Genomic DNA, 25,328 nt, shown 5'->3' on the forward strand with positions numbered 1-25,328 from the left:
CCGTCCACGTCCCGGTGATCGTCAATCAGCCACGCGTTGCCCGCCCCGATCCGCGTTCGGGTCCAAGGCAGCACCGAGCACGGTCAGGGGCGGCGATCATGCCGCGTCCCGGCCAGCACGGTCGGAGATGCGGTTCATGACCGCGGTCTTTCCTTTCCGGGGTCGTAATGCGGAAAGGCAGTGATGCGGGCGGGCAGACGCTTTTGCTGCCCGTCCAGTTTGCCCACTTCAATCTGTGACCCCGGCTCGGCATGGGTCACGTCCACTCGTGCCAGCGCGATCTGCTTGCCCAGCATCGGCGACCACATGGCCGAGGTGATCTCTCCCACTTGCGCGCGGCCCACATGCAGGCAGTCGCCGTGATGGGCTGGCACCCGGCTGTCGATTTCCAGCCCGACCAGCTTCCAGCGGGGATGCTCCTTGCGGCGCAGCAGCGCCTCGCGGCCGACGAAATCGTCGGGTTTGGATTTCAACGGCACGGTGAAGCCGATCCCGGCCTCGAAGGGATCGGTCTGGTCGGAGAATTCGTAATCCGCAAAGATCAGACCCGCTTCGATCCGCAAAAGATCCAGCGCGGCCAAGCCCATGGGGCGGATGCCCCGGGATGATCCCGCCTCGGTGATCGCATCAAAGACTGTGGGTCCGTCCTTGGGATGACAGAAAATCTCATAGCCCAACTCGCCGGTATAGCCGGTGCGCGAGACGACGACCGGCGCACCTTCGGGACCGCCGATGCGGCCCGGCGTCCAGCGGAACCAGCCCAATTCGGTGATGGCGGTCTGATGCGGAGCGGTCCAGATCGCGCGGTCCATCACCTCGCGGCTATGGGGGCCCTGCACCGCCAGATTGTGCAGCTGGTCCGTCGAGGAGCGGATCATCACATTCAGCCCCAGCGCGCGGGCCTGTTCGCGCATCCATTCGCCGCCGTAATCGCTGCCGCCGATCCAGCGGAAACGATCGGGACCCATGCGGAACAGGGTTCCGTCGTCGATCATGCCGCCATGCGGGTAGCACATCGCGGAATAGACGACCTGCCCCATGCCCAGTTTCTTGATGTCGCGGGTCAGTACCCATTGCATCAGGGCCTCGCTGTCGGGGCCGGTGACCTCGAACTTGCGCAGCGCCGAGAGGTCCATCATCGCCACGCCCTCGCGGCAGGCGCGATATTCTTCCTCGGGCGAGGAATTCGGGAAGGTGCTTGGCAGCCAGAACCCTTTGTAATCAATGAAATCCCGCGTCAGGGCGGCGAACTGGTCGTGAAAGGCCGACTGTCTGGTCATGATGGGCTGGGAATCCGGCATGGGGCGCCATGCAGAGGCGCGCTGGAAACGCTCGGTGGCGGCATAGCTGCGGACATGAATGTCCGAGAGGTGCCAGCCATTCGCGGCGGTAGTGTCATCGGGACAGGCCGACGAGACGCAGACGATATCGGTCATCGCACGCAGCAGGACGTAATCCCCCGGCCGCGACCAGGGCTCGTCCATCATCAGCACGCCCTGCGCGTCGATCCAGGTGTTGAAGAAGAAATTCGCGGCCATCCAGCCCTTGCGGGGATCGACCCCGAAACCCGCCAGCGCCGCGTTGAAATTGTCCGAGCAATTGGCATGACCGGGATAGCCGATATCGTCGTAATACTTGGCCGAGCACGCCATGGCGAAGGCATCGTGCCGTCCGCACGTGTCCTGCACGACCTCGATCAACGGGGTCATGTCCTGATCGAAGTATTTCGAATGCAGGCCGGGATGGGCGTAGCTGTGGCCCAGAATCGTCCGGGTCGTGGTCACGTCCAGAGGGTTCTGGATGCCGCGATCAAGCTTGCGGGCGTCAAAACACTGAAAGTCGGTGCATTGCCGCCCGTCCACGTCCAGAACCTGGATATATTCCCCGGCGCGGACCAGATAGGCCTCGGCCGTGGCGGATTTCACGCGGATATCAAGGATCGGGTCGGCAAGCGGGTCGGGCAGGTCATGGGCCAGCCTGACGCCCGGCGTGGCCCGATTGATGAGCAGGGTAAGCGGGGACGCAGTTCGGTCCGTTTCCGGGTCCATCGGCTGGGACGGCGCCACGACGATCAGCCACCCTGTTTGCGCGATTGGGAATTCGGCGCGTTCACCTGCCGGACTGTCGGGACCAAAGACAGCGATGGCGCAGCGGGAGGACAGGTCGATGCCGCGCGCTTTGATCCCGCGCGCAAGTCGGGCAAGGCCGGGATCGTCCTGAGCCAGCGCCATTTGCAGCGCATGTGGTTCCCTTGGGTTGGAACCCAAAGGTGCACCGCGACCATCCATGCCTGTCGTGATCAGTTCGACCGGCTGGCCACCCTCGTCATTGATGACCGTCACGCGATCTCCGGCAGCCAGCGCCAGCATCAGCGCACCGCCGCCGGGGACGGTATGCCTCTCCTCAGTCGGGCCGTGCCGGGCGGCCAGTCGCTGACCGCTTGGCCGTGGCGGACCCGGACGCAGCAATTGCGGGTAAATGACGCGGTTCATGGCATCCGTCGCTTTGGGGGAAAAGGCGCGGCGACACCGCCGCACCGGGGCTTAGTTGCGCAGATAGGCTTCCATGGAATCGTCCAGCGCATCCTTCCATGGCGTGTGATGCGGTGGGGCGATGGTTCCGGTCATCACCGAGCGGTAGGAATGGTTGCGGAAGGCCATGATGTCCTCGGCCTTGTGATGCTTCCATTCAAAGAAGGCCTCGCAGGCACCATCGACGTCAAAGCTGGGGTAATCGGTCTCGGCGATCAGTTCCTTGACGTAGTCGCCCTGATAGAGGATCGCGTATTTGGTCCCGTCCTCGGCCTCTTCCCGGGCCTCGCGCTCGGCCACGTCGGCCATCAGGGCCTGCTTGTCGGAGGGCATGGTAATCCGGCCCAGAATGACATCGCGGACATACCAGGCCTGGGCATCGAACATGTTGAAGGTGAACCACTGGTCCTGCATGCCCAGATAGAACAACTGCGGATTATGGACATAGGCCACGCCTTTATACAGGTCCGCAGTCGCCAGCCGGTTGGCTGTCCTTAGCCGCAGATCGTCAGGCAGGAAGGGGAAATGGTGGCGGTAGCCCGTGCACAGGATGATGGAATCGACATGCTTCGAGGTTCCGTCGCGGAAGTAGGCGGTTTTGCCATCGACCCTGACCAATGCGGGCTTTTCTTCCCAATTGTCGGGCCAGTTGAAACCCATCGGCGCCGAGCGGTAACAAGAGGTCACCGACTTGGCGCCGTACTTCCAGCATTGCGAGCCGACATCCTCGGCCGAATAGGATGAGCCGACGACCAGCACGTCCTGCCCCTCGAATTCGCGCGCGTCGCGGAAATCATGGGCATGGACGATGCGGCCGTAGAATTGGCTGAAGCCGGGATATTCCGGCACATTCGGGCTGGAGAAATGCCCCGAGGCGATGATGACGTGGTCGAAGCGCTCTTTGTAGACGTGATCAGCTTCCAGATCATGCACGGTGACGGTGAAATCGTCGCTTTCTTCGTTGAACTCGACCCAACGCACCGTGGTGCTGAAGCGGATCCAGTCGCGCACCCCGGCCTTTTTCACCCGGCCCTCGATATAGTCGAACATCACGGCGCGCGGCGGATAGGACGCGATCTGGCGCCCGAAATGCTCCTCAAAGGAATAGTCGGCGAATTCCAGTCCCTCCTTGGGGCCATTGGTCCACAGGTAACGATACATCGAGCCATGCACCGGTTCGCCATGCTCGTCGGTGCCGGTGCGCCAGGTGTAATTCCAAAGGCCGCCCCAATTGGCCTGTTTTTCGAAGCAGACCACCTCGGGGATCGAAGCGCCCTTTCGCGCAGCGGATTGAAAGGCTCGAAGCTGGGCAAGGCCGGAAGGCCCGGCGCCAATCACGGCGACACGCTGAGTCATCTGGATTCCCTGTTCTTATGGTTTGGACCGCATTTCAATTTCGATCCATTTGGCATGAACCAATTGAGAGCCGACATTCCTTATCAGTCAAGAAAATTTCTTCTGATGAATGATGGATTCGGATCCATCTTTCTTCGACAGGCGGGATGCTGCGCGTTAGGCTTGGAATATGAGCACATCTCTTGCACAGCGCCTGGCGGTGACCGGAAGCATGCCGCGACGGTTGATGCGCGGCCAGGACGCCGTCCGAATCGGATTCCTTGCGCCGCTGACGGGACCGTCGGCACCCTGGGGAAGGCCGGGGCTGGAGGGATGCCAGATCTGGACCGACTGGGTGAACGGGCAGGGCGGCCTGCCGGTCAGTGGGGTGCGGAGGCCGGTCGCCATCATCGCCCGCGACGCGGCCATCTCACCCAGCGAGACCCGCGCTGCGGCCCGCGAACTGGTCGAGGATCATCACGTCTGCCTGCTGCTTGGGCTGGGTGGGGACAGTCTCGCGCCAGCCTTGCCGTGGCTGATGGCGCGGCGGGTGCTGACCACGACGCTGCTGCCCTTTGATCTTTCGCCGCAAACCCCCAGCCTGATTGCCCCGGCCGAGGTGCATCCGCTATTCGTCGTCACCGGGGTCGAGTGGTTGGCAGAGCGGCGACCCGATCTGCGCCGGGTCGCCCTGTGCAGTCAGGACGATCTGATGGGCCGTCCTTCGCTGGCCACCTATCGCGCGGCATTTGCCGCCGAAGGCATGCAGATCGTGCGCGAGCTGCGCTATGATCCCGGTGAGCGCGATGCCGTTGGCATGGTGCGAGCCATGCTGCAGGACGATCCGGAAATCCTGTGCTGGTGCTCATCCGAGCCGCATATGGTCCATGCCTTGACCGAGGCTGCCCATGATGCGGGCTTCTGCGGTCCGATCCTGTCCTGCACGGGCGATCATTACCAACGGCTGGTCGCCCGAACCACGCCCGATTTCATGGAGAATTTCATCTTTCAGTTCCCGGATTTCGACGATCCGGCGCTGGAGGGGACGACATTCTTCTTTCGCCGCCCCTCGGCCTTTCATGCGGCCTATGCTGATCGGTTTCCGGGACATTGGTCGGCAGTCAGCTGGGAATATGCTTCGGCGCTGGATCTATGGCAGGCAGCGGTGGAAATTTGCGGCCGCACCGATTCCATGTCGGTGCTGGCCGCAATGAAGCGGGGCGGGCAGATGATGCAGGCATTTGGTCCAGCACGCTGGTATGGTGAGGCGCTGTTCGGCATCGATCAGGCCTTGATCGGGCGCTGGCCGGTGGTGCGTGTGGTTGCGGGCAAGGCGCGGATACAGGCCTTTCGTTCGGTGCTGGACTGGTTGTCCCGACACGAAGATCTGCTGCTGCGCGAGATGGCCGGGCTGGGCCTGCTGTGGACACAGCGGATGATCACTCATCCTGCATGAGCAGACCTTGTTCCTCCAGCAGGGATTGCTGAACCAGTTCCAGGGCGCGGGGGATGTCGCGTTCACTCACGGCTTCGGTCAGCGCGGCGTAATCCGTCCGCAGGCGAAAGATGTTCTCGGGGGTCAGGCGGCGGCGTTGCAACCCGTCGCGATGGCGTTGTCGCCCGGCTTTGACCACCAGATTGCAGCAGGCCAGCAGCAGCGGATTGCCGGTGCCCTCGGCCAGCGCCAGACGGAATTCATCCTCAAGCCGCGCAAAGCGGGCGGGTTCCGCCACAGTCTGCATTCGGGCAAGGATCGCGGTCAGCCGATCGATCCCAAGCGGTGGCATGTTGATGATGGCCAGCCGGATCATTTCGGGTTCAAGGATGCCGCGAACCACCTGCAGATGCAGAGGGCCAGTGGCCGCGATGACCGGCGCGGTTTCGTCCCAGTCGCCCGGCTCGCAGACAAAGGACCCGGCGCCGGCCCTGCGGATGATGAGTCCCTTGCGGATCAGGATGTCCAGCGCCTCGCGCAGGGTGTTGCGGGCGACGCGCAGGCTGCTTGCCAATTGGCGTTCCGAGGGTAGGCGGCTGCCCTGCGGATAATCCCCGGCAGCGATACGCGCTGCAAGGGCCTCGGCGACCATCTGCACGGTCGGTCCGGCCGTGGGGGATTCGGTCTCCGGGGTCTGGGCAAGCGCGCCGCCGGGCTGGGTCTGCAAAGAGGTCACGTCGCCATCCTGACTGCGGTACAGGTTAATCCTGACCCAGCCGGGCGCGGCTTGCAAGGGCGGTGAACCAAAACGAAGAACCAGTTGAACCAGTTTCCCGCCGATGGATCAGATATCCAACGTGTTGTCCCGTTCCCATTGCGAGAGATGGGCGGAATAGGCGTTCCACTCTTGCGTCTTGAGCTTGATATAGGCGGCTGAAAACGCCTCGCCCATCGCTGATTTCAATCCTTCATCCGCATCATAGGCGCGGATTGCGTCCAGCAGGTTCAGCGGCAGCTTGGGCGCCCCGGTGACGGTATGGCCCTCGGCATACATGTCGATATCCCAGCGCTTGCCGGGATCGGCCTTGCTGCGCAGCCCGCGTAGACCGGCGGCGATGATGACCGCCTGCAGCAGATAGGGGTTCACTGCACCATCGGGCAGGCGCAGCTCAAAGCGGCCGGGACCGGGGACGCGGACCATGTGGGTGCGGTTGTTGCCGGTCCAGGTCACGGTATTCGGGGCCCAGGTCGCGCCCGAAATCGTGCGCGGCGCGTTGATCCGCTTGTAGCTGTTCACCGTCGGGTTGGTGATCGCCGCCAGCGCCGAGGCATGGGTCATGATGCCGCCCAGGAAATAGCGGCCCTCATCCGACAGGCTGAGTTCCTTGCTGTCATCGGCAAAGGCATTGCGACCATCTTTGGTCCAGACCGAGATATGCGCATGGCAGCCGTTCCCCGTCAGGCCCATGATCGGCTTGGGCATGAAGGTGGCACGCAGCCCATGCTTTTCCGCAATCGAGCGGGTCATGAACTTGAAGAAGCTGTGCTTGTCGGCGGTGGCCAGCGCGCCGTCATATTTCCAGTTCATCTCGAACTGGCCGTTCGCATCCTCATGGTCGTTCTGGTAGGGCTCCCAGCCCAGTTCCAGCATGTAGTCACAGATCTCGGTGATGACGTCATAGCGGCGCATCACCGCCTGCTGATCGTAGCAGGGCTTCACCGCCGTATCGGCCGGGTCCGAGATTTCGGTGCCCTCGGGGGTCAGCAGGAAAAATTCGGGCTCGACCCCGGTCTTGATCTCAAGCCCCATCGCGGCGGCTTCACCGATCAGCCGGGTCAGGACATTGCGCGGGGCCTGATCCAGCGGTCCACTGCCCGACATCACGCAATTCGAGGCAACCCAGGCGACATCCCGCTTCCATGGCAGCTGGATGGCCGATGCGGGATCGGGAACCGCCAGCATGTCGGGATGGGCCGGGGTCAGGTCGAGCCATGTTGCAAAGCCCGCGAAACCGGCACCGTCCTTTTCCATGTCCGAGATCGCCTCGGCAGGGACCAGCTTGGCGCGCTGGCCGCCGAACAGATCCGTATACGAGACCATGAAGTACTTGATCCCCTTGGCCCGCGCGAATGCGGCGAGATCGCTCTTGGTGCCCGTGTCACAGGCGAATGCGGCGAGATCGTTCATGACGAGATTTTCCTGTTGAATGACTATGTCAGGCCGGGGCGGGATGCATTGTCCCGCCCTCGTTCCGGGCGTTTAGAAGCCGGTCTGGCCGGGGATCCAGCTGGTGCCCGCCAGCGGCACGCCCGCCATCGCGGCCGCTTCGATGGTCAGGGCGCAAAGGTCCTCGGGTTCGAGGTTATGGACATGGCTCTTGCCGCAGGCGCGGGCGATGGTCTGGCATTCCAGCGTCATGACGGCCAGATAGTTGCGCAGCCGACGCGCCGCCTCGACCGGGTCCAGCCGCTTCATCAACTCGGGGTCCTGGGTGGTGATCCCTGCGGGGTCCTTGCCCTCATGCCAGTCGTCATAGGCATCGGCCGTGGTGCCAAGCTTGGAATATTCTGCCGCCCATTTCGGGTCGTTCTCGCCGATGGCGATCAGGGCTGCGGTGCCGATGGCCACGGCATCGGCGCCAAGCGCCAGTGCCTTGGCCACATCAGCCCCGGTACGAATCCCGCCCGAGACCACCAGCTGCACCTTGCGATGCATCCCCAGATCCTGCAGGGCCTTCACGGCGGGGCGGATACAGGCCAGCGTCGGTTGGCCGACATTCTCGATGAACACGTCCTGCGTCGCGGCGGTGCCGCCCTGCATGCCATCCAGAACGACCACATCCGCACCGGCCTTCACCGCCAGAGCCGTATCGTAGTAGGGCCGCGCGCCGCCGATCTTGATATAGATCGGCTTTTCCCAGTTGGTGATCTCGCGCAGTTCGAGGATCTTGATCTCCAGATCGTCCGGCCCGGTCCAGTCCGGATGGCGGCATGCCGAGCGTTGGTCGATGCCGACTGGCAGGTTGCGCATGTTGGCGACGCGCTGCGTGATTTTCTGACCCAGAAGCATGCCGCCACCGCCGGGTTTCGCGCCCTGACCCACGACGATTTCGATCGCATCGGCGCGGCGCAGATCGTCGGGATTCATGCCATAGCGCGAGGGCAGATATTGATAGACCAGCTTTTCGGAATGGCCGCGTTCCTCATCGGTCATGCCGCCATCACCGGTGGTGGTCGAGGTGCCCGCCATGGTCGCACCGCGTCCCAGTGCCTCTTTCGCGGGACCGGACAGCGCGCCAAAGCTCATGCCCGCGATGGTGACGGGGATTTTCAGTTCGATCGGTTTCTTGGCAAAGCGCGTGCCCAATACGACCGAGGTATCGCACTTTTCGCGATAGCCTTCCAACGGGTAGCGACTGATCGAGGCACCCAGAAACAGCAGGTCGTCGAAATGCGGCACCTTGCGCTTGGCGCCGCCGCCACGGATGTCATAAATGCCGGTATCGGCGGCGCGGCGGATTTCGGCGTTGATCTCGGGGCTGAAGGTCGAGCTATCCCGCGGAAGCGTCTGCGGGTTGGTGTCCATGATGTCTCTCATCAGTAGGCTCCGGCGTGATCGACGTGGAAGTTGTAAAGCTTGCGGGCCGAGCCGTAGCGCTTGAATTCCTCGGGTCGCGCATCCGCCCCCGAACGTTCCAGCAGGTCGCGCAGGATCTCCAGATGCTCGGGGCGCATCTCTTTCTCGATGCAGTCCGAGCCCAGCGACTTGACCGAGCCGCGCACGAACAACCGCGCCTCATAAAGCGAGTCGCCAAGCGCGTCGCCCGCATCGCCCAGCACGACCAGATTGCCCGATTGCGCCATGAAGGCCGACATGTGGCCGATATTGCCAAAGACGACGATGTCGATGCCCTTCATCGAAATCCCGCAGCGCGAGCTTGCATTGCCCTTGATGACCAGCAGCCCGCCATGCCCGGTCGCGCCGGCATATTGGCTGGCATCGCCCTCGATCACGACCGTTCCCGACATCATGTTCTCGGCCACGCCCGGCCCAGCCGAGCCGGTCACGTTGATCGTCGCCTGCTTGTTCATTCCGGCGCAGTAATAACCGGTCGAGCCGTTCACGGTGACTTCGATCGGGGCATCCAGCCCCACTGCGATGGCATGGGCACCCTTGGGATTGAGCACCTCCCATTGGGTCTGATTGGTGGTGACGGCCTGAGCCTGTAAGGCGGTGTTCAGCTCGCGCAGGGGGGTGTTGGCAAGGTCGACGGTCTGCATCTCAGCGTTCCCAGAAATAGACGGTGGCGGGTTCGGGTTCCCAGACGCGGGCGGTTTCGATGCCCGGAAGATTGGCAAGCGCGCGGTATTCGGAACCGAAGGCGACGTAATCCTCGGTTTCGGCCATGACGGCGGGTTTGCAGGCGATCGGGTCGCGCACCACTCCAAAGCCGTTCTTGGTTCCGACGACGAAGGTGAAGAAGCCGTCCAGATCCCTCAGCGTGCCCTCCAGCGCCTCACCCAGATGGGCCCCTTCGGCCAGCCGCGACGAGATATAGCAGGCGGCAACCTCGGTATCGTTCTGGGTCTGCGGCGCAAAACCCTTTTCGGCCAGCACGCGGCGCATCTGGTTGTGGTTGGAAAGCGAACCATTATGGACAAGGCACTGATCCGCCCCGGTCGAGAAGGGATGTGCGCCCAACGTCGTCACCGCGCTTTCCGTCGCCATCCGGGTATGGCCGATGCCATGGCTGCCCGACATTGCCCGCAGATTGAAGCGCGCTGCCACATCACGCGGCAGACCGACCTCCTTGAAGATTTCCATGGAATGACCGGCACCCATGACACGGATGCCCTTTTCGGCCATGAAGGCGCGGGCCAGTGTCTCGGTCCCTTCGGGCAGGGTCAGGACGGCATGGGTATCGGTCACCCGCATCGTCACCGGCCCCTCAAGCGCCGCCGTCAAAGCAGTGTCCAGACCCGCGAAGGTCGTATCGGGGGTGTCGGACTGAACCGTGATCTTGAGCAAACCGTCATCGCCATAGATCGCGATTCCCGCGCTATCCGGTCCGCGATCCGTCATGGTGATCAGCATGTCCGTCAGCAGCTCACCCAGTTTAGGACGCAGCTCTTCCTTTTTCAGAAAGAGGCCTACTATGCCGCACATCGTCATCTCCATCTGTTTCGGGCTTGAAGATGATCATTATGAGGAAAATTGATTTCCTCAAGAGAAATTTAATTTTCTCACGCGAAGATCTGCCTATTCGCATTCTCGCCCAAATCTTGAGCAGCTTTGCGGCTAGCGGATGGTGCCATTGTGTGGAAGCTTCCTGCAATGACGCGGTCCCGTGCGCCCGACATCTCCGGTCACACACGACTTCGGCGACGTTGAACGCCGACCTAACCGCAGAAGGGTCAGTTTTCGTCAGACCCGCAGGTCTTGCGTTTTGTCGCCGCCGAAGTGGGTTTGCCAATACGCGGACGACGTCACGCTCGGCGCTGCTCGCCCGGGGAAGCAACCGAAAATGCGTTCACCCAGCCAGACAGTCGGGGTTGTCTGGAGTAAAAACTACCGTCGGGAATCCTGAACGTGATTGGCCCTTGGAATGGTGCGTGAACCATTGGCTAAAGGTTTGGACTACCTTTGCAGGCAAACTACGTTGAGCGGCCGGGTCGCACTGACAGCAACCTCAATTAGCTCGCAGGGATCGCATCATGGAGCCTGGTAGCGGGGGATGCTGCGTATAACTTGGTGAGGGGGTGGAGGGGCGCGAGCGATCCCGCGCATTGCCCCATTGTCAGCCACTCCGATCCTGGCGACCTATTCGCCCCTGATCAGCTTGCTGCGCAGCCACCCGGACAGGCTGTCCATCGCCATCACGGTCAGCACGATCAGGACCATGTAATAGGCAACGTCCTCCCAGTCCTTCTGGGTCTGGATCGCCTGCGTCAGCAGCAGGCCGATACCGCCGCCGACAATGGCGCCGATGACGGTGGCGCCGCGGGTGTTCGATTCCAGGAAGTACAGCACCTGGCTGAGCAGCACCGGCATGACCTGCGGCAGCACCCCGAAGCGTGCGCGCTGCAAGCCATTGGCCCCGGTCGAGCGGATGCCCTCGACCTGCTTCTCGTCGATATTCTCGAAGGCTTCCGAGAACATCTTTCCGAAGCTGCCGGTATCGGTCAGCATGATCGCCAGCGATCCGGTCATGGGGCCGGGACCGAAGGCGCGGGCCAGAACGATGGTCCAGATCAGCCCGTCGACGCCGCGAATGAAGTCGAAGACGCGGCGCAGGGCAAAGCGCAGCGGGCCAAAGGGCATCATGTTCCGCGCCGCCATGAAGCCCAGCGGCAAAGCGATCAGCGCTGCCCCGAAGGTGCCCAGAAAGGCCATCAGTACGGTTTCGAACATGGCCCAGATCACATCGCCATGCCGCCACATCGGGTTATTCCAGAAATCCCGCGCCATCGCGGCGATATTGGGCATCGACGGATCGACCCTGTCGCCCCACAGCGCCGAGGCGGCGATCTGCGGCCAGCTCATGTAGTGAAACGGGCTGTCCAGCGCAAAGAAGAACATCGCCCAGCCCGGCTGGTATTTGAAGGTCTCGGCCTTGGCGCGGGTATAGGCGAAGCGCCCGGCATCGGTGGTCACGCTGACCCGCGTGTCCGAGGCGTTGATCCAGTCGGGCAAGGGCTGCGGCGCGGTCAGTTGCAACCCATCAGCACTCTCGCGAATGTCGATCACCCCATAGCCCGGCACGTCATAGCGCGCCCCGCCGGGCAGATAGGTGACCTGATGCCCGTCGCCCAGATCGATGGTCGTGACCTGATCGTCATGGGCGATCCAGTCGGGCAGGCGGTCGGCGGGATAGGTGCCCTTGGCCTCGCCATCGATGGCGACGCTTAGCGCGCCTGTGCGGTTCTGGCGGGTGACATGGGTCTTGTGCAGCCAGAAATCCGACAGCAGCACCGAGGCATTGTCCATCCGCGCCCGACCCGCCAGCCCGGCCAGATCGAAGGAGATCGCGGCATAGACCAGATAGGCCAGCACCAGCGCCGGAATGCCCAGCGACAACAGGCGGCGGCGGGCAAAGCGGGTGGCGACGGCGTGGCTCAGCGTGGGGGAAAGGTCGACGGCACTCATGGGATCAGCCTTTCACCAGGCGGTTGCGCAGATGGTCCGACAGGCGGTCAATCAGGACGATGGCCATGAACAGCAGCAGGAAGATCCCGACGACCTGATCATAGCGACCCATGCCCCATTGCATCGCGATCTTGAGGTCATAGCCGATGCCGCCTTCTCCGACGAAGCCAAGGATGGCGCTGGCGCGGACGTTGATCTCGAAGCGCAGCAGGGCATAGGACAGCCAGTTCGGCGCGACCTGCGGGATGACGCCCAGCCACATCTGCTGCGACCATGTCGCGCCCACCGAGGACAGCCCCTCGACCGGCTTGCGGTCGGCATTCTCGGCAGCTTCCGAGAAGAGCTTGCCAAGTGCGCCCGCCGTATGCAGCGAAATGGCGATGACCGCCGGAACCGGCCCGCCGCCAAGGATGTAGATCAGCAAAAGTGCGATGACGATTTCGGGGATGGCGCGGAACATGTCCATCAGCCGCCGGAACAACCCGGTCAGCCGGGGCCAGCGCGCCAGCCCTCGGGTCGAAAGCAGCGCCAAAATCATCGCCGCGATCCCGCCCAGCAGGGTCGAGACCGCGGCGATGTTCAAGGTCTCAATCAATGAAGGAAAGTGCTCGATGAAAATTCCGGGCAGGGCGGCGCGTTTTTCCCATGCCTCGGCCACCACCTCGGCGGGGAAGGCCAGCAGCATCGGTAGCCCGTCGATGAAACCGCCCGCATTGCGGCTTTCAGCCAAGCGGAAGCCCGAGACCATCAGTGCCACGAACAGGATCAGCAGGATGCCGCCATAAAGCCTGCGTCGGCGCAGCAGCTCAAAATAGGCGTGGCTGGTCGCGGCCATGTCGGGACGCGGGGTGGCGGGGATGGCGCTGTCGGGCATGTCGGGTTCCTGCAAGGGGTGCGCCGCGCCCCGGTCAGGCGCGGCGCGGTTCAGATCAGGCGATCAGCTGTTCGATTCCTGCAGCTTGCGCGCGGCGACGACGCCTTCGTATTCCGCATGGGTCACCGGCACGAAATCCTTGGCCTCGCCATGGGCGACGCCGTAAGCGCAGGCCTTGTCGGTTTCATGCAGGTCGGCGGTCAGCTTGGTGATCTTGTCCTTGACGTCCTGCGGCAGGACATTGCGGACGACCATCGGGCCTTCCGGGATCAGCTTCGATTGCCAGATCTGGACCAGATCGTTCATGTCGATCAGGCCGGCATCGGCGGCCTTGCGGAAGGCGCCGGAATTGTAGCCGTCTTCCCATTCCCCCAGACCGTCGGCCCAGGTGACGCCAGCGGCGACATCGCCATTGGCGACGGCGACGATCGACTGCTCATGCCCGCCCGAGAAGCGCACCTCCGAGAAGAAATCCTCAAGCTTGCCGAATTTCTCGGTCAGCTCGGCGCCGGGGACCAGATAGCCCGAGGTCGAGTTCGGATCGGCAAAGGCAAAGCTCTTGCCCTTGGCCTGCTCGACCGAGGTGATGCCGCTGTCCTTGCGGGCAAAGCCAAAGGCGTAGTAGCCGGTCGAGCCGTCCATGTTCTGCTTGGTCAGGACCGGAACCACCGCATTCGGATCGGTCAGGTAGATCTTGGCATAGCCCGAGGCCCCCAGCCACGCCATGTCCAGCGTGCCGCCCAGCAGGCCCTGGATCACGCCGTCATAGTCGGCGGGGGTGAAGATCTTGACCGGAACGCCCAGCTCGGCCTCGATGGCGGCGCGGTAGCATTCGTTCGAGGTCATGCGGTCCTGGGCGTTTTCGCCGCCCATGATGCCGATGTTGAATTGCTTGATCTCGTCGGCCTGAGCGAGCGGCGCGAAGGCGGTGGTGGCGGCAAGTGCGAAGGCAAGGGTCTTCATGGTCACTCCGTGGATTTGGCCCCGATCGGCATGATCGTCCGGGCCGGTGGGGTCTGGTCAGGCAAGCATCCGGTCCGCATAGCTGCGGTCGGGTTCGTGATCGGTCGGGATGGCGGTCGAGGTCGCGGCCTCGTTGAAGCCAGCATCCGCGCCGTAGATGTCGCGGGCGACGCCGGTCGAAAGCTGCTCGGGCGTGCCGTCAAAGACGATGCGCCCGTCGCGCATTCCGATCACCCGGTCGCAATAGCGCCGCGCCGTATCCAGCGTGTGCAGGTTGGCGATGACCATGCGGCCATCCTCGACATTGATGCGTTTCAGCGTGTCCATGACGATCTGCGCATTCATCGGGTCGAGGCTGGCGATGGGCTCGTCCGCCAGAATAATGCGCGGGTCCTGCATCAGCGCGCGGGCGATGGCGACGCGCTGCTGCTGGCCGCCCGACAGTGCCTCGGCGCGCTTGGGGGCCTGTTCGGCAATGCCCAGCCGGTCAAGGATCCGCAGCGCCCGTTCGATATCGGTGCGCGGCCACAGGTTGAACATCGTGGCCAGGGTTGAGCGCCGGTTCAGCAGCCCGTGCAGCACGTTCGAGGCCACGTCCATGCGCGGCACAAGGTTGAACTGCTGAAAAATCATCGCGCATTGGCTTTGCCATGCCCGCCGGTCAGCCCCGCGCAGTGCCAGCACGTCGCGCCCGTCGACCAGCATCTGCCCGGCGGATGCATCGGTCAGCCGGTTCAGCATCCGCAGAAAGGTCGATTTCCCCGCCCCCGACCTGCCGATGATCCCGACAAAGGCGGGGCGGTCGATCGCAAAGCTGATATTGTCGACGGCGGCACGGCTGCCGAAGACGCGCGTCACATTCCGAACTTCCAGCATGATCGCCCTCGGTTACGTTGTCTGGGGGCGTGATAGAGGCCGAGTGTGACAGTTATCCCCGGTCTTCCTGAAACTTATGTGAAACCGGAAAATTATTTGTTTTCAATATTTTGGTTCCTGGAAACATGTTTTGGCCCCCGGCGCTGGCAGCGCCGGAGACCTGTTTTGACCAATGTTATTCGGGGGTTGCGGGGCGCGCGCCTCAGGCGACGCGGCGGCCTGCGACCCATGTTTCGCGGATGACCGGCATGCCCTGGATGCGGGCCACGCGGATCAGGTCGGCGCGCAGGCCAAGGCCCAGCCGCCCGCGATCGCTTAGCCCGGCCGAGCGGGCGGGCGCGGCGGTGACCGTGGCAAAGCCGCGCGCCAGATCGTCCCACAGATCGCCCAGCAGCACCGCCGAACTCAGCAGCGCCGCGGGAACGTAGTCCGAGGACACGATGTCCAGCAGCCCGGCCTGCGCCAGTTCCCCCGCCGAGACATTGCCGGAATGCGAGCCACCCCGGATCAGGTTCGGTGCGCCCATGATCGTGGCGATGCCATGCTTGCGGCAGGCCTGCGCCGCTTCGACCGTGGTCGGAAATTCGGCAAGCTTGATGCCATATGCGGCCGAGGTCGCGACATGATCCGCCGTGGTGTCGTCATGGCTGGCCAGCACCGCGCCCCAGTCCCGCGCCGCCTGCACGGTCGCGGCCTCATGCGCCTCGCCAAAGCGGGCGCGCAATTCGGCCAGACCGGCGACATGGGCCTCGAATTCCAGATCCGACATGCCCTGCTTGCCCTTGACGTATTGGGCCAGCTTGGACAGGTCGCGGAACTGGCGCTGGCCGGGGGTGTGGTCCATCAGGCTGACGATGCCGATGCGATCCGCCTGCCCGAATTCGGCCAGTTCCTCGATCAGCGTTTCCGAGCAGACCTCGGCCCGCAGGTGGATGCGGTGGCTGATGCGCAGATTCGGGCGGGCGGCAAGGATTTCGTCCGCCAGACCGCGCGCGTATTTGGCATAGGAATTGTCGCGGTTGATCGAACCCACGCGCAGCGCGTCAAAGACGGTGGTGATCCCACATCCGGCCAGTTCGGCGTCATGGGCAATGATCGCCGCCCCATGCGGCCAGTTCACGCCGGGGCGCGGCTGGATGTGGCGTTCCAGATTGTCGGTATGCAATTCGATCAGGCCCGGCGCGATCAGGTCGCCGGCGCAATCGCTGCCGGTGGCGCTGGCCGCGCCGATCTCGGCGATCATGCCATCGCGGATCACGATGGCGCCGTGGCGGACTTCATCGGGCAGGACAAGGGTGGCGTTGGTGAAGACAGTTTCCGTCATGGTCCTACCTGAGGGTCTGGGTCTGGGTCTGGGATTTGGCGCATCGTCGAGCGCGGCCAGAAAGGCCGCGACACCCTGCGCAATGGTGCCGTCATTGATGATGGTGGTGACGGGCAGGCCCGCGGGCAGGGGCGCGCGGCGGGCCAGCCTTGCGGCGATGTCCTCGGCAGTCTCGCGCCCGCGGCTGGCCAGCCGCTGCGCCAGCACCGGGGCCGAGGCGGTGACCTCGATCACCCGCAGGCCGGGGAAGGCCAATGCTGCCTGTTCCAGCATCCGGCGCGAGCAATTGAACAGCGTGATCCCCCCGGTTGGTGCCGGGGGGACGCCATAGGACAGACCATGCGCGCGCCATGACAGGGCGAAGTCCCCGGCAGCCTCGCGGCGCAGGAACTCGACCTCAGTGATGCCCTCGAAGGGCTCGCCCCCCGCCGCTTCCGGGCGGGTGATGCAGCGGCGCAGGGCAATGATGTCGGGACGCGCGGCCAAGGCCGCCGCGATCAGCGTGTCCTTGCCCGCGCCAGACGGGCCGACAATGGCAAAGACGCTCATGCCGCGAACCTCGCCATGTCGATCATGCGGTCGCAGACCCGGTCGCGGGCGGCCTCGTCGTGAAAGATGCCGACGATGGCGGTGCCGCGCGCCTTGGCTTCCTCGATCAGCGACAGCACGGTTTCGCGGTTGGCCGCGTCAAGGCTGGCGGTGGGTTCGTCCAGAAGCATCACCGGCACCTGCCGGATGAAGCCACGGGCGATGTTCACCCGCTGCTGTTCCCCGCCCGAGAAGGTGGTGGGCGACAGCTGCCACAGCCGTTCGGGGATGCGCAGCCGGGCCAGCAGGGCGGCGGCGCGGTCGCGGGCCTGATCCTCGGGCGTGCCGGTCAGCAGTATCGGCTCGGCCACGACCTCGATGGTGGGGACGCGGGGGACGACGCGCAGGAACTGGCTGACATAGGCCATCCGTTCGCGCCGCAGGGCCAGGATCTCGCGTGGTTCGGCACGGGCGACATCGGTGCCCGCCACGGTGATGCGGCCCGATGCGGCAAGGTAATTGCCCCAGATCATCCGCATCAGAGTCGATTTCCCCGCGCCCGAGGCCCCAAGCAGGCCCACGCATTCGCCGGGCACCACCGACAGGGTGACATCCGACATGACCGGAATGACCGCCGCGCCCTGATTGTGCAGGGTGAAGGTCTTGGACACGTTCGACAGTTCGATCACATTCATCGTCACACCTGCAGGACCGAGGACACAAGAAGCTGGGTATAGGCGTGCTGGGGATCATCCAGAACCTGATCGGTCAGGCCGGTCTCGACGCATTCGCCGCCCTTCATCACCATCAGCCGGTCGGCCAGCAGCCGGACCACGGCCAGATCGTGGGTGACGATGATCGCCGACAGCCCCATGCGCCGCACCAACCCGCGCAGCAGGTCCAGCAGACGCGCCTGCACGCTGACATCAAGACCGCCGGTCGGCTCGTCCATGAAGACCAGCCTTGGCCCGGTGACCAGATTGCGCGCGATCTGCAGACGCTGCTGCATCCCGCCGGAAAAGGCCGAGGGGCGGTCGTCGATGCGATCAGAGGCGATCTCCACGCGGCCCAGCCAGTCGGTCGCGGTGTCGCGGATGTCGCCGTAATGGCGCGCGCCGACCGCCATCAGGCGTTCGCCGACATTGCCGCCGGCGCTGACCGCCATGCGCAGCCCGTCGCGGGGGTTCTGGTGGACAAAGGCCCAGTCGGTGCGCGCCAGCATCCGGCGCTCGGGTTCGGACATGGCCAGCACGTCGCGGCCGTCATAGATCACCTCGCCCCGGTCGGGGGGCAGATGACCGGCAAGGCAGGACAGCAGCGTCGATTTCCCCGAGCCGCTTTCACCGACAATGCCCATGACCTCGCCCGGCCACAGATCGAAACCGATGCCGGTGCAGCCGATGCGCGCGCCATAGCGCTTTTCCAGCCCACGGACGGAAAACAGCGGGTTCATTGGCGGTCCTCCTGACGCGAGCGGCAGAATGCAGTGTCCGAGCAGACAAAGATCCGCCCGCCCTGATCGTCGGTGATCACCTCGTCCAGATAGCTTTCGGTCGCGCCGCAGATGTCGCAGGCGTGGTCGGCCTTGCTGGCGACAAAGGGATGGTCGTCGAAATCAAGGCTTTCGACGCGGGTATATGGCGGCAGGGCATAGATGCGCTGCTCGCGCCCGGCCCCGAACAGCATCAGCGCCGGGCTGTCATCCAGTTTCGGGTTGTCGAATTTCGGGATGGGCGAGGGATCCATGACATAGCGCCCCTCGACCTTGACCGGATAGGCATAGGCGGTGGCGATCCGGCCGTGGCGGGCGATATCCTCATACAGCTTGACTTGCATCAGCCCGTAATCGGCCAGGGCATGCATGCGCCGCGTCTCGGTCTCGCGCGGTTCAAGGAAGCGCAGGGGTTCCGGGATCGGCACCTGAAAGACCATGATCTGACCTTCCTGCAACGGGGCCTCGGGGACGCGGTGGCGGGTCTGGATGATGGTCGCATCCTCGGTTTCCTCGGTCACCTCGACCCCCGCCGTGCGCTGGAAGAAGCGCCGGATCGACACGGCATTGGTGGTGTCGTCCGCGCCCTGATCGATGACCTTCAGCCGATCGTCAGGCGTCAGGCAGGCCGCGGTCACCTGCACGCCGCCGGTGCCCCAGCCGTAAGGCATCGGCATTTCGCGGCTGGCGAAGGGCACCTGATAGCCGGGGATCGCCACCGCCTTCAGCAGCGCACGGCGGATCATGCGTTTGGTGTCCTCGTCCAGATAGGCGAAGTTATAGGCATCCATCGCGGTCATTCCGCGGCCTCCCTGCTGGCGAATGCGGCGGCGCGGACGCTGCGGATCAGCTCCAGCTCGGCCTGGAAATCGACGTAATGCGGCAGTTTGATATGTTCGAGGAAACCCGTGGCCTGAATGTTGTCGCAATGGGACAGCACGAATTCCTCGTCCTGCGCCGGGGCGCCGGTGAAATCCTCGCCCAGTTCGCGCCAGCGCAGGGCGCGGTCGACCAGCGCCATGCTTATCGCCTTGCGCTCGGTCTGGCCAAAGGTCAGGCCATAGCCGCGGGTGAATTGCGGGGGCTGGGTTTTCGACCCGGTGAATTGGTTCACCGTCTCGCATTCGGTCAGCTCGATGTCACCGATTTCGACCGAGAAGCCCAGTTCCGGGATATCGACCTCGACCGGGCAGGTGCCGATGCGCAATTCGCCGACAAAGGCATGATTGCGCCCATAGCCGCGCTGCGTCGAATAGGCGAGGCCAAGGACAAAGCCTTCATCCCCCCGCGTCAGGGCCTGCAGGCGCAAGGCGCGGTCGGCGGGCAGCTCCAGCGGCGCGCGGGTCAGGTCGGGCGGGGGTTCATCCGAGGGGGTGGCCTCTTCGATCAGCCCGTCGCGGTCCAGAAAGCTCAGGATATGCGGCATATCCTGCGCCGGTCCGGTCAGCGCGGTTGGGGCGGGCGGGACCTCGCCCTCGGCCAGCAGCGCGAAATCCAGCAGGCGGTGGGTATAGTCGAAGGTCGGCCCCAGAATCTGTCCGCCCGGCGCGTCCTTGAAGGTCGCCGAAATCCGGCGGGTGACTGCCATTGCCGCCGTATCGACGGGCGTCGAGGCCATCAGGCGCGGCAATGTGGTGCGATAGGCGCGGATCAGGAAGATCGCCTCGATCAGGTCGCCGCGCGCCTGCTTGATCGCCAGCGCGGCCAGATCGGGGTCGTAAAGCGAGCCCTCGGCCATCACGCGATTGACGGCCAGTGTCATCTGTTCGCGGATCTGGGCGGTGGACAATTCGGGGACCGCAGGATCGCCGCGACGCTCCTCGGCCAGCCAGGCATGGGCGTTCTCGATCGCGCGTTCGCCCCCTTTGACGGCGACATACATCAGGCAAACTCCACTTGCGTGCTGCGGGGAAGGGCCGAGACCTGCGCCCCTGCGGTCAGGATCAGATCAAGGCCCAACGGAAAGCTGGTCGGACGCGCGCCGGGCACAAAGGCCGCGATCCTGTCCTTGATGCCGGGGCCGGTCAGGCTGGCATTGGGCGCGGGCGTTTCGCCCAGCTCGACGATCAGTGTTGCCGCGCGGTCGGGATATTCCACCGTGCCGGTGCGGTAGCGGTCCAGCGGATGCAGGTCGGCCCATGTGCCGATGGCCAGATCGGCGCAATCTGCCGTGGTGATCGGTGCGCCGGTGTGAAAGGCGATCCATTGGCGCAGCGCCGGGCTGTCCAGATCGCCCGCCAGATAGATGCCGGTATTGGCATCGGCCAGCGTCAGGATCACCGTCCCTGCCGCGACCGACAGCGACGCGGGCGGGGTCGCGCCCTGCAGCGTGGCCAGTTTGCCGGGCCGCGACATCACGTCGATGATGGCGCGAAAGGCCAGCGCCGATTGGCGCGGCGCGTCGGCAAACCCGCCCGAGATCGGTTGCATGTCCATCAGTCCTCTCCCCTGACCATGGTGAAGAATTCGACCTTGGTGGCCGCCGCCTTGGCGCGGGTGGCGGCACGGTGCGCGCTCTGGTCCTGTTGCAGCGGGGCAAGGATCGCCTCGCGGGTCGTTGCGGATTGCGGGCCTTGCATCAGCGCGTCGACAATCGCGGCACGAATGGCATGGCTCTTGTCGCGGCCCTGCACATAGGCATGGCCGACCAGCCCGCCCTGCAATTGCAGGCTGCAGCGCGTTACCGTCATTTCCCCAAGGTTGAAGGGCGCGCCAGCGGCGCCCGCGCGGCCCCGCACCATCACGGCACCGATTTCAGGATTGCGTAGCATTTCATGCGCGGGAAGGGGGCCAAGCAGGTCCGCCAGCCGTTGCGGCTGGCTGCGTGCCAGCACCCCCATCCAGTCGCGGCGTTCACTCATCGTCATTGGACACCTTGCCAAGTTGTCTATATATCTATACAACTAGATAAATTACTAACCTGACGCTCCGAGTCGGACAAGCCCGAGGATGGTGAATTTTTCATGACGGAGCCTTCATGAGCCGGACCGCCATCTGGGCCGAAATCGCCCAGCAGCTTTCGACCGAGATTGCCTCGGGTCAGCGCCGGCCCGGCGACAAGCTGCCGACCGAGGCCGAGTTGTCCGCGCGTTTCGGGGTCAATCGCCATACCGTGCGCCGGGCCTTGGCCGATATGGCTGATCGCGGCATGGTCCATTCGCGGCGCGGGGCGGGGGTGTTCGTGCAGGGGCTGGCGGTCGATTATCCGCTGGGCCTCCGGACGCGGTTCTCGACCAATCTGGCGGCAATGGGGCGGGCTGCGGGGCGGACGCTGCTGAACATCGAGACCCGCCATGCCAGCGCCCCCGAGGCCGCGGCGTTGCAGCTTGACCCCGAAGCCCGCGTGCATGTGCTTGACGGCATCAGCACGGCGGACGGGCTGGCCGTGGCCTTCTTTCGGTCGATCTTTCCGGCGTCACGCTTTCCCGGCCTGCCCGAGACCCTGCGCCGTGAAATGTCGATCACCCGCGCCTTGGCCGAGCATGGCATCACCGACTATACCCGCGCCGAGACCCGCCTGACCGCCGAACGCGCCGATACCGTGGTCGCGTTGCATCTGCGCCTGCGCGAGGGCGACCCGATCCTGCGCGCCGTCGGCATCAACATCGACCCGCAGGGTGCCCCGGTCGAATACGGCCATACCTGGTTCGCCGGCGACCGCGTGACCCTGACCGTGACGCCGGAAGGCTAGAGGCGGGGAACGACCATGTTGCTTGCTTGGGTAAGATGATCACCCCCACAGCCTTGCCGCTGGTGCGGCGGGCATTGTCGTTGATGGGATCGAGATCGGTCTGCCAGTCTATGCCCGTTGGCTGAATGTCGTCACCACGCGTGTGGTGAACGTGCTGGACGCCGAAATGCTCGGGCCGGTCAGCATCCGCAGCGGTGATCTGCTGTTCAGGGACGCGAATGGGCCGTCGCGCCTTGATCCTAAGGATCAAGGCCTTGCCGTTCTGGTCGACAGGACCGTCGCCGATGACGCGCGCAGTCGAGTGGCGGCAGCGTCTTGCAACGGCAGAGTCGCTGGTCAGTCTGAAGGGCTCGAACGCCTATCGCTGGCTCCTGATCGGGTCCGCGGGGGCGGACCCGATCACATCTGTACGGACATACGGTGCAGCGGCTTACCTGTCTGCCATGCCCGCGTAACGTGCCGGGACCACGGATACGATGGTGCCATCCGCGGCGACAGCAGGAAGGCGTCGGGTTCCAGTAGCCAGCGCTGAGTCTCCTTCGGCTCGGACAGGGCGTGGTTGCGATAGTCTACCACCAGCCCGCTGCCCTGAATATGCCCTCCCGGCTGATAGACCTTGGCCGCGGGTGTGCCCTCGGGATAGCGGTAGATATGCTGCGTGGGCTGATCGGCTTCGGACGTGCAGGCGGCCAGAGTTGCAAGCAGCTTCAATGATCTGAAATACTTCACGAAATATCCTTCGGATTGCACCAGACAGGCCCGGCGGTGCGGGGTAGATGCAGGTTTGAAACGAGGGGTGTGGGCGGGCGCTTAGGCTTTGCGCCCGCGTGTCAGCAGTCTGACGGCGAAATGCTCAAAATCGTCGATGAAGGTGAAAACCACCGGGATCACGACAAGGCTCAGGAAGGTCGAGGTGATCAGCCCGCCGATCACCACCACCCATCGGCTGGCGAAAGCTTGGATCGCCCGAGACAAGGCTTAGCGCCGAGGGCAACCTGCCGGCCGCCATGGCGACCGTGGTCATGATGATCGGGCGGGTGCGCTTGTGGCAGGCATCGACCAGCGCGTCGAAACGGCTCATGCTCGCGCGCCGGGCGGTGATCGCGTATTCCACCAGCAGGATCGAGTTCTTAGACACGATCCCCATCAGCAAGAGCAAGCGGATCACCGCAGGCATCGAGAAGCTCGTGCCCGACAGCACCAATGGCAGCAGCGCACCCCCCAGCGCCAAAGGCAGCGCCATCAGGATCGGTACCGGTTGCAGGAAATCGTGGAACAGCAGCACCAGCACCGCATAGATGCAGAAAATCCCGATCACCATGCCCGTCGCGAATGAGGTGAAAAGCTCGGATTGGCGCTCGATATCGCCCTGTTCGACGCCACTGACCCCGGCGGGCAGGTTGCGATTGGCGTCAAGCTGCTTCACCTCGGACATGACATCCGACAGGTTGCGCCCGTTCAGTTCGACGGTGATGGTCACGTTGCGCTTGGAGTCCAGCCGGTTGAGCTCAGTCGGGGCCGAGCCCATGCGTCAAGGGCGACCTTGCCATTCGCGCCCGCGCCCGGGATCAGCGCGATCTGGTCCAGCATCTCGCGGTTCCTTTCGTCCAGCATGACGCGTATCGCCACCTGCCGCTGCGGCAGGTTCAGTTTCGACAGGGCCGTGTCATAGGCCCCCGCCGTTGCAATACGGATCGCGTCCGAAATCGCGCGCGCGGTCACCCCCGGTGAGGCCGCGCGGGCCAGATCGGGCGTGATCACGATCTCGGGGCTTTGCATGGTGGCGGATGAGGTGATGTTGCCAACCCCGGTCAGGCTGCGGCGCATCTGGGTTTCGAGCCGCGCGGCGGCGTCCTCCAGCACGGCGGAATCGTCCCCGGCCAAGGCTACCTGCAATTGCGTGCCATTGCCGCCGCTGCCGATCTCGCCCCGGACGCCGGGAATGGCGGCAAGGGCGCGGCGTAGATCGGCCTCGATTTCGGATTGCTTGACGTTGCGGTCGTCAATCGGCGTCAGGTTCACCACCAGCGTCGCGGTATTCACCGCCTCGCTGGTGCCGCCCATCCCCCCGGTCGAGGCCGTGCCGGTCGCGACAAAGGTGCTGGTGACATGCTCGACGCCCTTGATCGCGGCGGCGGCGGCCATGGCCGAGGCATCGGTCCGCTTGGTGGTGGTGCCGGCTCGGCGGTGATGGTCACGCGGGTCTGGCTTTCGTCCGCGGCCTCATAGCGGTCTTGCCCATGCGCAGGTGGCGCTCGATATTCTTGACCTCGACAATGGCGTCATCGACAAGGATGCCGACCACCAGAGACAGCGCCAGCAGCGTCACGGTGTTCAGCGTTTAGCCGACCATGTCCATGACCGGAAAGGTCGGGATCATCGACAAGGGCAGGGCCACGGCGGCAACAAATGTCGCGCGCCAGTCGCTATTTTCCTCGGTCGTGGTGATGGTGTTATAGGCCTCGGATAGGTTGACCTCGGGATGGGCGCGCTGAATGCCGTCAGGGCGGCGCAGACATTCTCGGTCACGGTCACGTCGGAATAGCCCTTCGAGCGCTTGGCCTTCATGGCGATCACCGGCTTACTGTTCAGACAGGCCAGCGATGTGCGGTCGGCATGGGTGTCGGTGACAGAACCCAACTCTTCCAGCCGCACCCAGCCACCATTCGGCAAGGGGATGGGCGTGGCGCGCAGATCCTCGACCGAGGAGGCCGCCGCATCCGCCTTGCATCTGCCGGGACGACGATGATCGTTGTCACCCATGAGATCGGCTTTGCCCGCGAGGTCGCCGACCGCGTCGTGGTGATGATCGATGGCGAGGTCCGCGAATGCGGCCCGGCCCAATCCGTGCTGTCCGACCCTACGGACCCGCGCGTGCGCGCCTTCCTGTCCAGGTTCCTGACAGAGACCCCAACGATAACAACCTCCAACAGCGAGTGATCCCATGATGCTTTCGAAGACGGCGATTGGCCGGGCCATGCCGGCCCTGGCCCTGACCCTGGCGCTGGCCGCGCCGGCCCTGGCCGAGACCGACCCCAAGGCCGCCGCGCTGCTGCCGCAGGACATTGCCTCGGCCGGCGTGCTCAAGGTGGTGACCAGCCTGGCCTATCCGCCGATGGAATTCACCGATCC

At 64.3% G+C, this 25,328-nt stretch carries 26 protein-coding genes and 1 pseudogene; 4 read left to right on the forward strand and 23 right to left on the reverse strand.

The features are described from left to right. Positions 1 to 134: 134 nt before the first annotated feature. Both GL300_RS23765 and GL300_RS23770 read right to left on the reverse strand, forming a co-directional pair. Complete coding sequence (locus GL300_RS23765) at positions 135 to 2,492, reverse strand: trimethylamine N-oxide demethylase (RefSeq protein ID WP_155042169.1); 2,358 nt, start codon at positions 2,490 to 2,492, stop codon at positions 135 to 137. A 51-nt stretch (positions 2,493 to 2,543) separates the two neighbouring features. Then, positions 2,544 to 3,887 carry an NAD(P)-binding domain-containing protein gene (locus tag GL300_RS23770; RefSeq protein WP_155042170.1) on the reverse strand — a complete coding sequence of 448 codons (1,344 nt, stop codon included), beginning with the start codon at positions 3,885 to 3,887 and terminating at the stop codon, positions 2,544 to 2,546. A gap of 169 nt (positions 3,888 to 4,056) precedes the next feature. Here GL300_RS23770 and GL300_RS23775 point away from each other — a divergent pair, with 169 nt between their 5' ends. Beyond that, complete coding sequence (locus tag GL300_RS23775; protein WP_155042171.1) at positions 4,057 to 5,322, forward strand: ABC transporter substrate-binding protein; 1,266 nt, start codon at positions 4,057 to 4,059, stop codon at positions 5,320 to 5,322. Here the strand turns inward: GL300_RS23775 and GL300_RS23780 are convergent. The 16 genes from GL300_RS23780 to phnG all read right to left on the reverse strand — a co-directional run bounded on the left by GL300_RS23780 (position 5,306) and on the right by phnG (position 21,372). Then, positions 5,306 to 6,037 carry a FadR/GntR family transcriptional regulator gene (locus GL300_RS23780; RefSeq protein WP_343043190.1) on the reverse strand — a complete coding sequence of 244 codons (732 nt, stop codon included), beginning with the start codon at positions 6,035 to 6,037 and terminating at the stop codon, positions 5,306 to 5,308. The two genes, GL300_RS23775 and GL300_RS23780, sit on opposite strands and share 17 nt — an antisense overlap. Positions 6,038 to 6,145: 108 nt before the next feature. After that, positions 6,146 to 7,489 (reverse strand): type III glutamate--ammonia ligase, encoded by a 1,344-nt coding sequence (glnT, locus tag GL300_RS23785; RefSeq protein ID WP_155042172.1) that lies wholly within the window; start codon positions 7,487 to 7,489, stop codon positions 6,146 to 6,148. Positions 7,490 to 7,561: 72 nt separating this feature from the next. Next, entirely contained in the window at positions 7,562 to 8,887 is a 1,326-nt protein-coding gene (locus GL300_RS23790; RefSeq protein ID WP_211595378.1) for an FMN-binding glutamate synthase family protein, read from the reverse strand. Positions 8,888 to 8,898: 11 nt separating this feature from the next. Then, on the reverse strand, positions 8,899 to 9,582 hold the full coding sequence (locus GL300_RS23795) for a GltB/FmdC/FwdC-like GXGXG domain-containing protein (protein ID WP_155042174.1): 684 nt from the start codon (positions 9,580 to 9,582) through the stop codon (positions 8,899 to 8,901). 1 nt (position 9,583) lies between these two features. After that, positions 9,584 to 10,468 (reverse strand): class II glutamine amidotransferase, encoded by an 885-nt coding sequence (locus GL300_RS23800; RefSeq protein ID WP_155042175.1) that lies wholly within the window; start codon positions 10,466 to 10,468, stop codon positions 9,584 to 9,586. 654 nt (positions 10,469 to 11,122) lie between these two features. Continuing rightward, a complete protein-coding gene (phnE, locus tag GL300_RS23805) occupies positions 11,123 to 12,448 on the reverse strand; it encodes a phosphonate ABC transporter, permease protein PhnE (protein WP_155042176.1) in 1,326 nt (441 codons plus the stop codon). Positions 12,449 to 12,452: 4 nt separating this feature from the next. After that, positions 12,453 to 13,322, reverse strand: a complete 870-nt coding sequence (gene phnE / locus GL300_RS23810) for a phosphonate ABC transporter, permease protein PhnE (RefSeq protein ID WP_211595361.1) — start codon at positions 13,320 to 13,322, stop codon at positions 12,453 to 12,455. Positions 13,323 to 13,385: 63 nt separating this feature from the next. After that, entirely contained in the window at positions 13,386 to 14,285 is a 900-nt protein-coding gene (phnD, locus tag GL300_RS23815; RefSeq protein WP_155042177.1) for a phosphonate ABC transporter substrate-binding protein, read from the reverse strand. Between the two features lie 57 nt (positions 14,286 to 14,342). Beyond that, on the reverse strand, positions 14,343 to 15,161 hold the full coding sequence (gene phnC / locus GL300_RS23820) for a phosphonate ABC transporter ATP-binding protein (RefSeq protein WP_155042178.1): 819 nt from the start codon (positions 15,159 to 15,161) through the stop codon (positions 14,343 to 14,345). Between the two features lie 202 nt (positions 15,162 to 15,363). Then, positions 15,364 to 16,485, reverse strand: coding sequence for an alpha-D-ribose 1-methylphosphonate 5-triphosphate diphosphatase (locus GL300_RS23825; RefSeq protein ID WP_155042190.1), 1,122 nt, complete (start codon positions 16,483 to 16,485; stop codon positions 15,364 to 15,366). Positions 16,486 to 17,030: 545 nt separating this feature from the next. Beyond that, positions 17,031 to 17,702: a phosphonate C-P lyase system protein PhnL gene (gene phnL, locus GL300_RS23830; protein WP_343043192.1), complete on the reverse strand. Its 672-nt coding sequence runs from the start codon at positions 17,700 to 17,702 to the stop codon at positions 17,031 to 17,033. Positions 17,703 to 17,710: 8 nt separating this feature from the next. Next, the gene (gene phnK, locus GL300_RS23835) at positions 17,711 to 18,466 is read right to left on the reverse strand and encodes a phosphonate C-P lyase system protein PhnK (RefSeq protein ID WP_155042180.1); all 756 of its coding nucleotides are present in this window, start codon (positions 18,464 to 18,466) and stop codon (positions 17,711 to 17,713) included. Then, a complete protein-coding gene (locus tag GL300_RS23840) occupies positions 18,463 to 19,305 on the reverse strand; it encodes an alpha-D-ribose 1-methylphosphonate 5-phosphate C-P-lyase PhnJ (protein WP_155042181.1) in 843 nt (280 codons plus the stop codon). Before GL300_RS23840 ends, phnK begins: the two co-directional genes overlap by 4 nt. Further along, positions 19,302 to 20,387: a carbon-phosphorus lyase complex subunit gene (locus GL300_RS23845; RefSeq protein WP_155042182.1), complete on the reverse strand. Its 1,086-nt coding sequence runs from the start codon at positions 20,385 to 20,387 to the stop codon at positions 19,302 to 19,304. Before GL300_RS23845 ends, GL300_RS23840 begins: the two co-directional genes overlap by 4 nt. Continuing rightward, the gene (phnH, locus tag GL300_RS23850) at positions 20,387 to 20,941 is read right to left on the reverse strand and encodes a phosphonate C-P lyase system protein PhnH (protein ID WP_155042183.1); all 555 of its coding nucleotides are present in this window, start codon (positions 20,939 to 20,941) and stop codon (positions 20,387 to 20,389) included. The genes GL300_RS23845 and phnH overlap by 1 nt, the downstream gene beginning before the upstream one ends. Next, complete coding sequence (gene phnG / locus GL300_RS23855) at positions 20,941 to 21,372, reverse strand: phosphonate C-P lyase system protein PhnG (protein ID WP_211595363.1); 432 nt, start codon at positions 21,370 to 21,372, stop codon at positions 20,941 to 20,943. The genes phnH and phnG overlap by 1 nt, the downstream gene beginning before the upstream one ends. 110 nt (positions 21,373 to 21,482) lie before the next feature. On the opposite strand from phnG, the gene phnF reads away from it, so the two are divergent. Then, positions 21,483 to 22,196 carry a phosphonate metabolism transcriptional regulator PhnF gene (gene phnF / locus GL300_RS23860; RefSeq protein WP_155042184.1) on the forward strand — a complete coding sequence of 238 codons (714 nt, stop codon included), beginning with the start codon at positions 21,483 to 21,485 and terminating at the stop codon, positions 22,194 to 22,196. Between the two features lie 399 nt (positions 22,197 to 22,595). Here the strand turns inward: phnF and GL300_RS23865 are convergent, their stop codons facing one another. The 5 genes and pseudogenes from GL300_RS23865 to GL300_RS26510 all read right to left on the reverse strand — a co-directional run bounded on the left by GL300_RS23865 (position 22,596) and on the right by GL300_RS26510 (position 24,959). After that, a complete protein-coding gene (locus tag GL300_RS23865; RefSeq protein ID WP_155042185.1) occupies positions 22,596 to 22,925 on the reverse strand; it encodes a hypothetical protein in 330 nt (109 codons plus the stop codon). A gap of 124 nt (positions 22,926 to 23,049) precedes the next feature. After that, positions 23,050 to 23,724: an efflux RND transporter permease subunit gene (locus GL300_RS27215; protein WP_211595366.1), complete on the reverse strand. Its 675-nt coding sequence runs from the start codon at positions 23,722 to 23,724 to the stop codon at positions 23,050 to 23,052. Continuing rightward, positions 23,673 to 24,368: pseudogene (locus GL300_RS27220) on the reverse strand (efflux RND transporter permease subunit); the annotation flags it as partial. The gene GL300_RS27215 and the pseudogene GL300_RS27220, both read right to left, overlap by 52 nt. Positions 24,369 to 24,390: 22 nt before the next feature. Continuing rightward, positions 24,391 to 24,525 carry an efflux RND transporter permease subunit gene (locus GL300_RS26505; protein ID WP_211595370.1) on the reverse strand — a complete coding sequence of 45 codons (135 nt, stop codon included), beginning with the start codon at positions 24,523 to 24,525 and terminating at the stop codon, positions 24,391 to 24,393. Between the two features lie 47 nt (positions 24,526 to 24,572). Next, complete coding sequence (locus GL300_RS26510) at positions 24,573 to 24,959, reverse strand: efflux RND transporter permease subunit (RefSeq protein WP_211595372.1); 387 nt, start codon at positions 24,957 to 24,959, stop codon at positions 24,573 to 24,575. Here GL300_RS26510 and GL300_RS23875 point away from each other — a divergent pair. Together GL300_RS23875 and GL300_RS23880 are read left to right on the forward strand one after the other, a co-directional pair. Then, positions 24,942 to 25,136 carry an ATP-binding cassette domain-containing protein gene (locus GL300_RS23875; RefSeq protein WP_211595374.1) on the forward strand — a complete coding sequence of 65 codons (195 nt, stop codon included), beginning with the start codon at positions 24,942 to 24,944 and terminating at the stop codon, positions 25,134 to 25,136. The two genes, GL300_RS26510 and GL300_RS23875, sit on opposite strands and share 18 nt — an antisense overlap. A gap of 4 nt (positions 25,137 to 25,140) precedes the next feature. Further along, on the forward strand, positions 25,141 to 25,328 hold a 188-nt coding region (locus GL300_RS23880; protein ID WP_211595299.1), incomplete at its 3' end, for a hypothetical protein.

The organism is Paracoccus litorisediminis, from assembly GCF_009711205.1.
Classification (GTDB): domain Bacteria; phylum Pseudomonadota; class Alphaproteobacteria; order Rhodobacterales; family Rhodobacteraceae; genus Paracoccus; species Paracoccus litorisediminis.